The following is a 14,717-nucleotide window of genomic DNA, read 5'->3' on the forward strand; positions in this document are numbered from 1 at the left end:
ATTTATCGCTTTATAAGGTTTTTGCATATGTACTTTCCTAGATCTCTTTAAAGCATGATTAGAATGGATTGGAGGGTATTGGATGCAGTTTTTGTCCGTGGCATCGGCTTGGTTTGCATTTGCGTTGCCAGCTATCGCTGCCATGTATATCCTAAAGAGAACCTATAAGAACCAGCATATCGCTAGTCACCTGCTATGGAGACGGGTATTGCAGGAGCAGGAAGCGAATCGGCCATGGCAAAAGCTCCGCAGCCGCTGGCTTCTCATTTTGCAGCTGCTCGTTGCTCTAATACTCGTTTTCGCTTTAATGGAGCCAATAGTCATGAGGCAGGCAGCACCATTTGGTCATGCTGTCCTCCTCATTGATCGTTCTGCAAGCATGTCGGCAAAAACAGGAGACAACAATCTTACTGCGAAGACAAGCCTTGAATCAGCAATAGAAGCAGCAGAGATCTGGCTTGACAAACAATCAAATGCTCGATTGATTACGATTGTTGCCACAGGTGCGCAGCCTGAAGTGTTGACGAATCGCCAAAGAAACAAAGAGCAGATGAAACGACAACTGCAAGCGATAACACCTTTTTATGGAAAAACAGATCATACCGCAGCCCTTTCGTTAGCAGATTCTTTGTTGCAAGAGGATTCAAATGGAGAGGTCGTAATTTTTACAGATGGCCAGTGGTCAGATGCTGCAGAAGCCAACAAGCTCAACCTGCATGCAAAAGTTGAGCGTGTAATCGTAGGACAAGCGAGCTCTGACAGCAATGTATCGCTTTTATATTTTGGCATCAAAGCAGATTCGAACGATAGCGGTAAAAGTGTGGGTATGATTACGATAAAAAATGACAGCAAGCGGGAGCAGACGGTAAACCTTGATGTATTCGCTGCAAATGATGAGAGTGACGTGAAAAAGCAGATTCTAGCTGCAAATCGAACCGTTATTGTTCCAGCAGGCGAGTGGGAAAGCGTGGAGATCGTCGATCTTCCTCCAGCCCTTTATTACAAGGCCAGAATTGAACAACGCATGGATGCTGTTGTCATTGATAACACGGCATTTCAATTTCCGACAATTCCAAGTGCTAGGCAAGCACTTCTCATTTCGGAAGGAAATTTGTTTCTGGAGAAAGCACTTCAGCTGGCAGGCGTCCAAACGGTAAAAATAAGTCCAGACAGCGCCGTTCCAACAGGTGAGCAGGTTAATAGACTGGATTGGATTATTTTAGATGGGATGAATGAACGGCTGATGGCCGACTCTGAATGGTCCCTGCTGCTTAAATCAAAGCCGCTATGGATGATCGATCATCCCGATCAATCGGATGAAACAGCAAGCATTCCAACGAACACGAGAGTAGAGAAGAAGGAGCATCCCCTTACGACTTATATCACATTTGCTGATACGCATATTGGTCGACTGGAGAAGCCTGATGCATCTGAGCTTTTATGGGGAGAGCCGGTACTTAGCTATGGCGGAATACCAGCAATTTATGCAGGCAAGGAGAATGGCAAGGCGAAGCTTCGCTTTACTTTTAATTTTCAAGATACAGATTTGCCGCTCCGGCCAGAGTTTCCGATTCTTATCCTTCAAGCTGCACAGTGGATGAGCGGCGGTTCTCGCCTTGAGCTTGGTTCTGTCATTTCTGAGCAGTTAATGGAAATTTCTCTACATACGAATACGGTTAAAGCGGTTTGGGAAGCGGTTGAGCTTACTGGAGGAGACTCCCGAGCTGAGCGTGCGCTGCTTCGTCAGTCAGCAGAGCTTGATTTGGATTCAGCTGGATTATATATCGCACCCTCCATTCCAGGGTTATACCGCCTCGTAGAAAGCGACAAAGATCAAATGGCTGTAAGCAGTCGGTTGCTCGCTGTTACGGTTGATCATGAGGAGCTGCAGAATAATGGACCCGATGCAGGGGTGTTTTTGCCGAACGCAACCTCTGAGCTCGCTCCAGCTCCCGGCATAGATCGTTCAACAGAAGAACAGCAGATATCATTGCAATTGTATGTTGCGATTTTATTGCTCTTCATAATGGCAGCTGAATGGGAGGTGTATCGCCGTGGGCTTTCAGGCTGAGTTCCCGCTCGCATTTCTATTGCTGCTTCCTTGGCTTTTATATATCGTTTGGATGTTCATAATGACCCTTCGACTTCGCGGTCGCAGAAAAATAATGTCTATTGTCACACGATCGATTATACTGTTACTCCTGATTGCAATTGCAGCTCAAGTCCAGCCGTTTATTGAGCGAGAGCAGCGCAGCCTCGTATTTGTCGCTGACAGGTCAGAGAGCATGCGAGCCGATAAACGTATAGGCAAGTGGATAAATGAGGCGTGGACTGCTAAAGAAGAAGCTGATTGGGGAGGAATCATTTCTTCTGGGTTGAATGCGGCAGTTGAACGGACGGTTACGAATAAGAACTTAGCAGAGGATACCGAGTTTAATTTCCAAGCGAATGTCAATCGGAACTATACCGATCTGTCACAAGGGCTTCAGTTAGCAGGAGCTATGCTGCAAAAAGAAGGCGGAGGACGTATTGTTCTGCTCTCTGATGGTGCAGAAAATACAGGTGATGTACTTCGACAAGCACGTATGCTCAAAAATGCAGGTATTTCCGTTGATGTTGTCCATATCAACACTTCGGTTGTAACGGATACCTCGATTGAAGAACTGAATGTACCGGCAGCTCTTAAGCAAGGGGAGACCTTTACTTTTGAGATTGCCATTAACAGTACAATTACGGGTCGGGCGCAGCTTCGACTATATGCAGATGATACTGAGCTCTCAGTATCGGATATCCAGCTTGAAAGAGGCGAAAATCGTTATTCGCTGCAAAGTGTTGCGCTGGACCCGGGCTTTCACCGTTTTAGAGCTGAAATATTTACAGCAGGCGATGAACAGCCGGCAAATAATACAGCACATGCCTTTAGCCGGGTAAGTGGTCCACCAAATGTATTAATTGTGGAAGGCGTCCCTGATTCCTCAGCTAACATAGAAGCTGCACTGCAAGCTTCCATCATCCGTTACGAGACGATCATGCCAGAGCAATTGTCGGTCGAGCTAGCACAATATGCAGCATATGACAGCATTATTATGAATAATGTATCCGCTGCGCGTATAGCTGAGAAGCCTATGGAATGGATTGCAAAAGCCGTTAGCGATTATGGGGTAGGCTTGATGATGGTCGGAGGTGACGAAAGCTTTGGGCTTGGCGGTTATTTCAAAACGCCAGTTGAGCGTGCGTTACCCGTATATATGGACTTGCAAGGAAGAAAACAAATTCCATCGCTAGGACTTGTACTCGTCATTGATCGATCTGGAAGCATGTCGGATGGCAAGCTTGACCTTGCGAAAGAAGCTGCCATGCGAACGATTGAGCTGCTGCGAGATACAGATACAGTAGGAGTAGTTGCGTTTGATTCTTCGCCTTGGTGGGTTGTAAAGCCGACGAAGCTTACAGATCGCCAAGCTGTCCTTGATCAAATCCAAAGCATTCAGCCTGAAGGAGGCACCGAAATATTTTCAGCGCTGAATGAAGGTTATGAAGGTTTATATAAGCTTGACGCACAGCGCAAGCACATGATTTTGCTGACGGATGGTCAATCTTCAACGAATGCCAACTACAATACGATTACAGATGCAATGAATGAGAAAAATATGACGTTGTCGACAGTTGCTGTAGGAGAAGGCGCTGATCAAAATCTGCTTGAGCAGCTGGCCAAAAATGCCAAAGGACGGTATTACTTTACGAAAGACGAAAGCACGCTTCCCGCTATTTTTAGCCGAGAGACCGTGATGATGTCTAGAACGTACGTCGTGGAGCAAACCTTCACCCCAAGTATCGGTCAAGCAGGAGAGTGGTCTTCCCTTTGGCGCAATGGATTGCCTGCAATCCATGCCTATATAACAACTACGCCGAAAGAAACAGCTGAGATTGCATTATGGACACCTGAAGGCGATCCACTCCTCGCACGCTGGTCTTATGGTTCTGGAAGGACGGTTGCATGGACTAGTGATTTAAGCGGAAAATGGTCAAGCCAATGGGTGCAATGGGCAGAGCTTCCTAAAGTTTTCGTTGATTGGGTAAAATGGACGTTTCCACAGTTTGAGCATGCTCCTTATTCCATTACTGCACAAGTAGATGGTAATGAAGCAAAGTTAACCGTTCATTCACAGGCAGAGGGAGCAGGGGCTGACAGCAAGCTTTCTGCAGGTATTCTGAATCAAGAGGGAGGAAGCGAACGGAAGCGGTTAATGCCAGTGGCACCTGGTGAATTTGAAACGAAGCTAGCAGTTACTGAACCCGGTGTTTATTTGGTGCAGATTGGTCAAGGGGATAGTCAATCGTCTATTCATAATGGGAATACGGCAGGATTTGTGATCCCTTATTCGCCAGAATATCGAATCGCAAATCAGGATGGTTTAAAGCTGCTTGAACAGGTGGCCTCCACAACTAGTGGAAGAATGTTAGATCCAACAGACCCAAAGCAAGCCTTCCAATTTGAACCTGTTCTTACACGGCAAGTTTATAACTGGACACATGGCGTTCTCGTGGCAGCACTGCTGCTATGGCTGCTCGATATCGCCATTCGTAGATTGTCTATTTCATGGAAACGTGGGTTTCAGCCGATTATCCAAACATTTCGTAGAAAAACGAAGTTATCAATCCAGCGAGATAACGAAAGAGCTTTAAGTGGCCATTCGTCAAGCTCTGTGAGTCGCTTAAAGGAAAGAAAGTCAGAAGCAGTCCGTTTTTATAGCGGAGATAACCATCCACGATATCGTGAAGATAAAGGCCCATCGGGAGATCCTTCAGGCAAACGAGACGATGAGAAAAGAATGAACGTTTCTATTGCAAGGAACAAGAGCGTACAAGTGCCAACCAAAGAGGTGGAGCGCGCGCAAGAAAATGATCCTAGCGTTGCAAGAGAACTAGATTCGAATCGTGTGAATATGCAAGGCAAAGCAGAGAACGGAGCCACGATTAATCGTCTGCTTGCAGCGAAAAACAGAAAGAAGCGTTAGTATACTACTATTTATGCGGAGGAGGTGCCCAATTGAACACGATAAAAAAAGAGCATCGAATGGAAAGTATTCGTTTTTTTGTCCAAGAATTGATTTCATCGATCAATAATGAGGCGAAAAAACAAGAAGCGTCTATTCATTTATTCGGCGTTGCTAGCTTGGCCTCCATGTTGGCAATGAAAAGAGGACAGGATGCTGAGCTCACTTCAATCGCAGCATTGCTTCACCGATATTATGATTACAAAACCGGTATTAGTGAGTTTTCTGGTCTTAACAGTGCGGAGTCCGTACGACCTTTTATTCGGGATTTGGATCTGTTTACGAAGGAAGAGCAAAATACAATTCTTAGAGCGATCTTTTATTATGAAGACAGAAGCAGAAGCCAAGGGCCTTATGAAGAAATTTTAAAGGATGCCTATTTATTGCAATTGTATCTTTACCAGCCAAATCATTGTTTTGATCAGGACGGTAAAAGTAGACTTGAAAAGGTATTAAATGAACTTATGATTCCTGCCAAGTTTGTAGGAGCGTTAATAAACTGTGATACTGGCGGGACGGATGAGCGTTCAACTACGCGCGAGCTGCTTGCTGACATCGCAGAGTCGCTTGCGGGTAAAGATATTATTGGCGTGCCTGGCGATGAAAGGTATAGAGAGATATGCCGATATTGGCCGGACTCTGATATCCATAAAGTATTGAAAAATAGCTGGTGCGCTGCATTTGTTTATTATTGCTGCAAATTGGCCGGATTTCGTCTCCCCATTCGTTACCCGAATGGTGTTTGTCGTTTTGCGGGTGTAGCTGCTTGGCTGGAATGGGCACAACTGCCTGAAACCGGATTTTTTTATAAGGATGGGCAGGATGGATTTAAACCTCAGCGAGGCGATATTGTCATTTACGATAAGCTGCTCTCTGATGAGCCTCATGATCATATTGGCATCATTTTGAGTTGCGAAGATACTCAGATACTCGTAGCTGAGGGTAATCGAGACAATCAGAACTACTCAGATGTTTTTTACAGGGAAAGACAACGCTTTATACTGGGGTACATACGGATAAACAATGACTACCAATATGAATGGAGCGGCGAGTATGTTCCAATTACTTAATGCTATTAATAATTAATCGGGTTAATCAAGATAGACATGAGCTGGCCGTAGCGTTACAATGCTTGTAAATGAAAATTTAAATGCAACGCTTGAAGGGATGGGTAACATGTACTCAGAGATTACGACAGCCGAGTTAGAGAGCCAGTTGAAGGAAGGTAAAACCTTAAATCTAGTTGATGTTCGTGAAACAGAGGAGTGGCAAGAAGGCCATATTAAAGAAGCACGCAGCATCCCGCTATCGTCGCTCCAAGAGCGGATTGATGAGTTTCAGCAAGGGGAAGAAGAGATCCTTATTATTTGCCGCAGCGGCGGTCGCAGCGGGAAAGCTTGTGATTACCTCGAGTCTCAGGGTTATAGAGTAGTAAACGTAGCTGGCGGCATGCTTCAATGGCAAGGCGAAGTAGCTACTGGAGAATAATAGAATAATAGGTTTCTAAAAAAGCCCATTGCGGGCTTTTTTTATTTGCATATTCGAATGCAGAAATAGATCACCTGAGGTAAAAGTATCAAATGAATATATCTATTGTTTCTCTTGCTGCGTTTAACGAAATCAAGCTATATTTAATCCAAATTATAGGGGGGCTTGATTATGTCGCACACGAAACCGAGCTTATCGATTCAAGAAGTGAATACGGTGCTGCAGCGCCACTTTGGAAGTGAAGTAAGCCATATTATGGCTAATGAAGGCGGTAATTTCAGCAGCGTTTTTTTCTTCGAATGGGCAAATGAACCATATGTAATACGCTTCAATTCATCCAAAGAATCATTTCTGCAGGAAGAGACGATTTCAAATCTGCTTTCTTCACAAGAGTTGCCTTATCCGAAAGTTTGCGGTATCGGTGAAGAGCGGCATTTCTCCTATTGTATTTCTGAGCGAAAGCTTGGAATCGTACTGGCGGATTTGCAGGCTGAGCAAAAAATGGCCGTTGTGCCGGATTTGGTTCATGTCATCTCCAAGATGAATCAGGTTCATTTAGGACAAACAACAGGATATGGCCCGGTCATCGACGGAAAAAATGGTCAATATGCGGATTGGGAGTCATTTGTAGCAGCGTTTTTTGCAGAGAATCAGGAGGGAACCTTTTGGGAAAACTGGCATGAGCTGTATCAGACGACCTGTTTAGAGCGTGATGTTTTTGAAGAGATATATTCGAGGCTGTTGGCATTTTGCAGCTATAACGCAGCACATAGACATTTTGTTCATAATGATTGTCATGAGTGGAATATTATTTCTGATGGCAGCAGCATTACCGGAATTATAGATGCAGGTTTCATCTATGGCGACTTTATGATCGATATAGCGACGATAGAAGAAGCAGTACCTGGTATAGATTTGGGTGAAGCATTCCGTGTTCATTATGAGCATTTAGGCAAACCAATTGAAAACTTTAAAGAACGGCTTATTGGAGCTCGATACTTTAAAGGTCTGGACGGTCTTCGCTTTTTTGCGAAAATGGGCTGGGATCATGCATATATCGAGCTTCGCGATAAGCTGCTATCTCTCCCTAAAGGGTAAAAACCTTAAAATGCCTCTTTACACACGCAGTGACATTTGCACATATAATGAGAACACGCAACTGACAACATGCTGACGGTTTGTGTGCAGTTTGGATATATTTTTTTGACCATTTGAGGTATCCTTAGAATCACATTGTTTTTTAGAAAAATACTTCAGGCATCATTGTCCATGAAGTAAAGGATTGGGTGATTGAAATGATTGTTATCAAGACGAGTGAAGAAATAGCAAAGATGAAAAAAGCTGGTGAAATTTTAGCTGCTTGCCACCGAGAGCTGCGTACATTTATTCAAGCAGGCAAAACGACATTAGAGATTGATAAATTTGTCGAAGCTTTTTTGCAAAAGAATGGAGCAACTCCTGAACAAAAAGGATATCACGGCTACCCTTTTGCAACATGTGCCTCGGTTAATGATGTAATATGCCACGGTTTTCCAAGTGAGCGGGCATTAGTCGATGGTGATATCGTAACCATTGATATGGTAGTCAACCTAGACGGTTGGTTAGCAGATTCCGCTTGGTCTTATGCAGTCGGCAATATATCGGAAACATCACAAAAGCTGCTTGATGTGACAAAGGAATCCATGTATAAAGGGATAGAGCAGGCTGTAGTCGGAAACAGAATCGGCGACATATCTCATGCGATTCAAGCTTTTGCTGAAGCACAAGGCTTCTCGGTTGTAAGAGATTTTATAGGTCACGGTATTGGTCAGAAAATGCATGAGGAGCCTCAAGTGCCTCATTATGGCCCGCCGAATCGAGGTACACGTTTAAAGGCCGGGATGGTTTTGACAATTGAGCCTATGCTTAATACTGGGAAGTACCACAGCAAAATCGATGAAGACGGATGGACGGCTAGAACGATCGATGGCGGCTTATCTGCGCAATACGAGCACACGCTTGCTATTACAGAAAATGGTCCGATTATTTTAACCGAGCAATAGATTTAATAAATGAACAGACTATAGCAAATGAATATGGCCTAATGGCCACTACTATAAATTTCATTGTACTTGGCCTGCGTGCCTGTTTGTTCCTAGTGGAACAACAGGCCACAGGCTATTTTATTTTGTAGAACAAAATTCTAAGTTTAGAAACTGTCCCCAAAAGGGCGTGAGTGAGTAGACTTTATGGATGTAGAAAGAACCTTCCAATAAACTGTAAAAGTGGAAACGAAGGTTCTTTTCTCGAAAATTAATAGATGTAAAGCTTGGGTATGGATTCCGAAGTTAACTTTTTAAAACACCCTTCTTTTTAAACATTTTTTAACGACATGTTACTTTTTTAATAGGAAGAGTGTCTTATTACATATCAGGAAGAAGTTAGTCTTCATGCATATTTCGGAAAAACGCATCGATAATCAGATGAATACCTTGAAGAGAGGGAGGAGCCATATTGAGCAAAAAAATGGGATATATGTTATTAGGCGTTTTCTCTTTGCTGCTTGTCATTTTTTTATTCAACTGGCTTAGAACAAATACTGACAATTTCGGAATGCTGCAGAGCTTCTCTGTGACGATTAATAATCAATCGGATTATGATATCGTTTCGGTTGAAACTGGAATTATTTCAAGCCTTGAAAAGCATAGCTATGCAAAAGTAATTAAAGCTGGCGACACGGTTCGAATAAAACCGCAATTGAAATTAACAGGTGAAGGTGCCGTATACTTGAAATATACGGATGACAGGGGAATGACGAAGGAGACTGTTGCTTGCGGTTATACAGAATCCCTTTCTGGGAGCACGAAGTTAACCGTTGATAATAATGGAGTTACAGAGAATGAACAAAAGTGTATGTAAAGCTTGTTGATCTCTCTAATGTGCAGTTCCGTATTATGCGATTTTAACTAAACGTAATGATAATAATGGTTAAACCCTTTTCTCATTTGTGAGATAAGGGTCTTTTTTGTGCGGATAATTGTCGACTGCGTTGGGTGGAACTCATCCCTTGTAAACTGTAAATCTCTAGTTAAAGTAATAAATATAACTATTATTTTTAGAGCACAATCTATATTTCTTCAGGTATTTTATTCCTTTCTGCTTTGATAAGATTTTTGTGTAAGCGTTATCAATTCGTATTAAGATAAGGGGGATGGAAATGCGAAGGAAGTTAAGTATGCTATTGGCGTTCATTTTGCTCTTCGGTATGCTGACGCCGATAGGAAGATTCGGGAACACAGCTCAAGCAGCATCTACAACAGTGCTTCAAAATGGGTTTGAGGATGGAAATGCTGGCAGCTGGCAGCCGTTTAATTGCAGCGGAGGCACTCCGCAGGCAGCCGTTTCTTCAGAGCAGGCCGCAACGGGATCAAAAGCTTTGAAGTTATCTGGGCGGGGTAGTGTTAGCTGCAGCCCGAGCATTGAGCTCAATGCTTTGCTTCAAGAGGGACATAGTTACGATATTTCGTTTAAAGTAAAGCTTGGAGCAGGTACAGATCAAGCGCATGTTACGATGAGAATGACCGATCAAACGAATAACTTTGATTGGATCGTGGGCAACCAAAACATTGATGATCAAAGCTGGACAACCTTCTCGAAAACATCGTATACGAGACCTACTGGCTCAAAAGCTATGACGATGTATTTGGAGACAGTTTCGTCGACTGCTGACGTGTTTATTGATGATCTCTTGATCGTAGATCATACACCAACTGAAAACCCTGGTAGTGGTGGAGGTACTCCGATTGGGCCATTGGAATTCGGCTATAACTTTGATGGCGGTACAGTAGAAGGCTGGAAACCAAGGGGAGAGGGCGTAGCCGTAGCGGTATCACAAGAACAGCAAAAGTCAGGCCAATACAGCTTGAAAACGACAGGCCGTTCGTTGGACTGGAACGGGCCGGCCGTTAGTGTATTCGACAAAATGACCAGAAATGCAAAATATGAGGTTACAGCTTTCGTCAAGCTTACTGAAACGCCTTCCGCTTCCAGAACGATAAAGTTATCGGCTGAACTGGATGCAAGTGGTTCATATAGCTGGGTAAGCATTGCCTCAGCAGCAGTAGCTTCGACAGATTGGGTACAGCTTAAGGGGACATTTAGTTTCAATTCGAATTTAACAGATTTAAGCTTCTATGTTGAAAGTTCGGGTGTAAGTGACGCTTATTATATCGACGATATTAATGTCTTAATGACGGAACCGCCGCCTAAGACATCCCTACCTGTTCAGACAGATCTAGCGAAGCTGAAGGATGTTTATCAAAATTATTTCAAAGTAGGGGCAGCGCTAGAGCCGATTCAGCTTGAAGGGAAAAGCAGAGAACTTCTAGATATGCATTTCAGTTCAGTCGTTGCTGAGAATGCAATGAAGCCTGGTTCAATTAATTCAACAAAGGGAACTTACAATTTCGAGAGTGCGGATAGGCTTGCCAAATACGCAAGAGACAACAAAGTAAACATGCGATTCCACACGCTTGTGTGGCATGAACAAGCAGCAAACTGGATGTTTAACGATGATAATGGCACCGTATTGAGTCCAACTCCAGAAAACAAAGCGCTTGTTCTCAGTCGGCTAAAAGATTACTTAAGCGCAGTGGTACCAAGATATGCAGACGTCGCGACGGATTGGGATGTCGTGAATGAGGTCATTGATGAGGGCAGACCGAATGGTATGCGTAATAGTTTATGGTATCAATTAACAGGCGAAGATTTCATTAAAGTTGCCTTTACTGAAACGCGTAGATTGCTCGATGAGTTGTATGCGCAGGACCCGATAAAATATGCAAAGGCTAAGGATTCCAAGCTAGTTATTAATGATTACGGAACAAATAATCCGCAAAAAGCAAACTTTTTATTAAACCTTGTAAAGAGATTAAAAGCAGAAGGTGTGCCTATTGATTCGGTTGGCCACCAAACTCATATTAACATTAGCGGACCGTCAATTCAGCAAATTTCGAATTCAATTAAGATGTTCGGTGAGGCCGGCTTCGACAACCAATTAACTGAATTTGATGTCTCGGTTTATTCGAACAACACGGATGCCTATCAAGAAGTGCCTCAAGATTTGCTTGCCAAACAAGGTTACCGTTTTAAAGAGTTGTTCGAAGAATTGAAGAAATTGGATGATATGGGCAGGACAGCTGAAAATCCGGAAGGCTGGATAAGTAATGTTACCTTCTGGGGAATCGCTGACGACCATACATGGCTCCACAATCGTCCGGTCACTCGTCAAGACGCGCCATTTGCTTTCGATAAAAACTTCCAAGCGAAACCTGCTTATTGGGGAATGGTTGATCCAACGAAGCTGGTAGCGGTGAAGAAAACTGCAAATGCTGCAAATGGAAGTCCAAACCCAAGCAACATCAATGATATTTTCTGGAGTACAATTCCAGCTATTTCATTGGAGAAGAGCGGCGTATTAGAAGCTGCTATGAAAGTGCTGTGGGATGAAAATAATATCTATGTAAAGGCAATCGTGACTGATCCATCGAAATTTGCTGGTGATAAGGTCGATTTGTTCGTGAAGAGCGGAAATGAAATTAAAAAGGTACAGGTTGAAAGAGGGGCAGCTAACGCTGTAGAAACGAATAAAGGTTATACAATTACTGCTGCTATTCCGTTAAGCGGAAGCGCAGTGGACAGCAAAGTATCTTTTGATATTCGCGTCACAGATTCTGGTTCAGATGACGGTACTGAGCATGGCAAGAATGGCAGTATCATTTCGTGGAGCGATCTTGGAAACAATCAAGATCAGAATAGCAGCGGTTATGGCGAGTTGACGCTTATCTCAGGAACAAAAGTATCAACTGCAAAATACGGTACGCCTATTCTCGACGGTGAAATGGATGCAATGTGGGCGAGCGCCAGCAAGCTTGCTACCCAAGTTAAAGTAGAAGGCGGCGAAGGATCTAAAGCTGAATTTTATACGATGTGGGACGATAAGCATCTTTATGTTTATGCTTTGGTAACCGACAAAAAATTGTCGGATGCGAGTCCAAACCCATGGGAACATGATTCCATTGAAGTTTTCGTAGACCAAAACAATGGAAAAACTAGCGCTTATGAGGGTGATGATGGTCAATATCGAATTAATTACAAAAATCTGCATACGGTAGGCGGTCATGCCTCTCATGACAACTACACTTCGGTGACGAAGACAGTTTATGGGACTGATAATATTGCTACGGGTTACATTGTAGAGGCTGCAATCAACTTGGATTTGATCACTTCAAGCAACGAGACGATCATTGGTTTTGATCTTCAGGTCAACAATGACGATAACGGCACGGGTAAAAGAGATAGCGTATGGATGTGGAACGATCCAACAGGAAAGTCTTATGAGAACACCTCACGATTCGGTGTGCTTGTATTAGCTGGCAAGCCTAATGGCGGCGGAGACCCTAATCCTGGCGGCAACGGCAACACAGGCAGCATTCCTGCTAATAAACCAGGGGAAATTAATGTTACTATAGATGCGAACGGCAATGCTAAGGCATCTATCAGTGCTGCCGATGTGAAAGCTGCTATTGCAGATGCTAAAGCCGGTTTGTTGAAATTCCAGGCTAAAGCTGTGGATAAGGCGAAGCAGGTCGCTTTCAATATTTCTGTTGAGCAAGTTCAAGCTGCGAAAACGGCAGGTATTAAAACCATCGAATTCAACGCTGGCCTTGCTACTGTTCAATTGCCGATTTCATTATTCGAAGCCACTGAATCGACAGGAAATATTGAACTCATTGTTAATAAAATCGCAGCCGAGACAATGTCTAGCGAGGTTCGTGAACAGATTGGAACGAATGCGGTTTATGATTTCAGCTTAATCATTGGCGGCAAGATGATAAGCCAGTTTGGAAATGGTCTGTCTGTAGATGTATCTGTGCCTTACGAGTTGAAGAATGGCGAAAATGCAAATCAAATCGTCATATTGTATATTTCTGAGGATGGGAAGCTTGAAGTGCTTGCGAATAGCAGATACGATGCTGTTACAGGTATAGCCAAGTTTATTACGACTCATTTTAGTAAATATGCTGCTGTTTCAATCGATGTAAGCTTTAAAGATATAACTTCTGTTACATGGGCGAAAGACAGTATTATCGGGCTTGCAGCTCGTGGCATCGTTACGGGTGCATCTTCACAAGCTTTTGAGCCTAATCGTTCAGTGACGAGAGCAGAGTTTATCCATATGCTTATTCAAACGCTAAACCTGAAGCAAGCAGGAGCGATCAGCACATTCCATGATGTGAAGGAAGGCGCTTGGTATTATAATTCAGTTGCTTCAGCTCAGCAATTAGGCATTGTTACAGGGTTGTCAGATGGGACATTCGGCATTAATGACAAAATAAGCCGTCAGGATATGGCAGCAATGGCATACAGAGCGTTGCAGAAAGCGGGCATTCCGTTAGAACAAGTGAACGATAAAGCCCAGTTCAACGATGCAGCAGCTATAGCTGAATATGCCAAAGAGGCTGTAGACATGCTGCAAGCAGCGGGTACAATTAACGGCATGGGCAATGGCAGCTTTGCACCAAATCAAACGGCAAGCCGTGCACAAGCAGCTGTCATTTTATATCAGTTGCTGCAAAAATCTACGAAATAACTTCTATGAATTTCTAATAGAAATGAGTTAAAAAAGAGCCGATAAGATGTTTGTTGGGATATGAGTGCTGGACCCATTCGAGGTTGGCCCATATACAACTCTTCTTAACGGCTCTTGGTTTATTTTCCAACTAGAACGAAAACGTTGCCATCAGGGGCTTCGAATACAGCGACATGTCCTGACTCCGTAGCAAAGGGTGTTCTAATCCATTGAATTTCTTCATTTTTGCTTAACTCGTTGTGTGCTTCACGGACATCTTCAACCAGAATTTCAACTTCAGTAAATTTGTTGTCAGGATGATTGCTAAGAACAAGTTCAGAGCTGTCCTTCATTGGAAATTTTAGACCGATGATTTTCCAAACAAACCCATCCTCTAATGCTCGTTCTATTTTCCAGCTTTCAGTTAGACCCATCGTAGTGTAAAAGGCAAGAGATTTCTCAATTTCGATCGTGTGAATGCAAACGCATTCTAGTTTCTTAAACATAAGGTGCAGCTCCTTTGTTATCAATAAGAACATACGTTCTATAATAGATTCTACTAT

The 14,717-nt window shown here is 43.4% G+C and carries 9 protein-coding genes; 8 read left to right on the forward strand and 1 reads right to left on the reverse strand.

The window, feature by feature from the left end; genetic code table 11:
- Positions 1-82: 82 nt before the first annotated feature.
- From AC1DOV_RS15165 to AC1DOV_RS15200, 8 genes are all read left to right on the forward strand, one after another.
- Positions 83-2,071, forward strand: a complete 1,989-nt coding sequence (locus AC1DOV_RS15165) for a vWA domain-containing protein (protein ID WP_477550324.1) — start codon at positions 83-85, stop codon at positions 2,069-2,071.
- Positions 2,055-5,018, forward strand: a complete 2,964-nt coding sequence (locus AC1DOV_RS15170; protein WP_477550325.1) for a VWA domain-containing protein — start codon at positions 2,055-2,057, stop codon at positions 5,016-5,018. The genes AC1DOV_RS15165 and AC1DOV_RS15170 overlap by 17 nt, the downstream gene beginning before the upstream one ends.
- Before the next feature lie 32 nt (positions 5,019-5,050).
- Positions 5,051-6,127 carry a CHAP domain-containing protein gene (locus tag AC1DOV_RS15175; protein WP_477550326.1) on the forward strand — a complete coding sequence of 359 codons (1,077 nt, stop codon included), beginning with the start codon at positions 5,051-5,053 and terminating at the stop codon, positions 6,125-6,127.
- Between the two features lie 106 nt (positions 6,128-6,233).
- Complete coding sequence (locus AC1DOV_RS15180) at positions 6,234-6,545, forward strand: rhodanese-like domain-containing protein (protein WP_477550327.1); 312 nt, start codon at positions 6,234-6,236, stop codon at positions 6,543-6,545.
- A gap of 171 nt (positions 6,546-6,716) precedes the next feature.
- Positions 6,717-7,643, forward strand: coding sequence for an aminoglycoside phosphotransferase family protein (locus AC1DOV_RS15185; RefSeq protein ID WP_477550328.1), 927 nt, complete (start codon positions 6,717-6,719; stop codon positions 7,641-7,643).
- Positions 7,644-7,840: 197 nt separating this feature from the next.
- On the forward strand, positions 7,841-8,587 hold the full coding sequence (map, locus tag AC1DOV_RS15190; RefSeq protein WP_441884758.1) for a type I methionyl aminopeptidase: 747 nt from the start codon (positions 7,841-7,843) through the stop codon (positions 8,585-8,587).
- A gap of 451 nt (positions 8,588-9,038) precedes the next feature.
- Complete coding sequence (locus tag AC1DOV_RS15195; RefSeq protein WP_477550329.1) at positions 9,039-9,443, forward strand: hypothetical protein; 405 nt, start codon at positions 9,039-9,041, stop codon at positions 9,441-9,443.
- A gap of 298 nt (positions 9,444-9,741) precedes the next feature.
- Positions 9,742-14,175 (forward strand): endo-1,4-beta-xylanase, encoded by a 4,434-nt coding sequence (locus AC1DOV_RS15200; RefSeq protein WP_477550330.1) that lies wholly within the window; start codon positions 9,742-9,744, stop codon positions 14,173-14,175.
- Between the two features lie 119 nt (positions 14,176-14,294).
- Here AC1DOV_RS15200 and AC1DOV_RS15205 read toward each other — a convergent pair whose 3' ends face one another.
- Positions 14,295-14,660 (reverse strand): VOC family protein, encoded by a 366-nt coding sequence (locus tag AC1DOV_RS15205; RefSeq protein WP_441884688.1) that lies wholly within the window; start codon positions 14,658-14,660, stop codon positions 14,295-14,297.
- Positions 14,661-14,717: the final 57 nt, after the last annotated feature.

The organism is Paenibacillus sp. 01T47, from assembly GCF_056398245.1.

What these genes read in the sequence shown, in the direction of transcription:
- AC1DOV_RS15165 (WP_477550324.1), top strand. Translation starts at nt 83, where the DNA reads ATGCAGTTTTTGTCCGTGGCATCGGCTTGGTTTGCATTTGCGTTGCCA.
- AC1DOV_RS15185 (WP_477550328.1), top strand. Translation starts at nt 6,717, where the DNA reads ATGTCGCACACGAAACCGAGCTTATCGATTCAAGAAGTGAATACGGTG.
- map (WP_441884758.1), top strand. Translation starts at nt 7,841, where the DNA reads ATGATTGTTATCAAGACGAGTGAAGAAATAGCAAAGATGAAAAAAGCT.
- AC1DOV_RS15200 (WP_477550330.1), top strand. Translation starts at nt 9,742, where the DNA reads ATGCGAAGGAAGTTAAGTATGCTATTGGCGTTCATTTTGCTCTTCGGT.
- AC1DOV_RS15205 (WP_441884688.1), bottom strand. Translation starts at nt 14,660, where the DNA reads ATGTTTAAGAAACTAGAATGCGTTTGCATTCACACGATCGAAATTGAG.
- AC1DOV_RS15180 (WP_477550327.1), top strand. Translation starts at nt 6,234, where the DNA reads ATGTACTCAGAGATTACGACAGCCGAGTTAGAGAGCCAGTTGAAGGAA.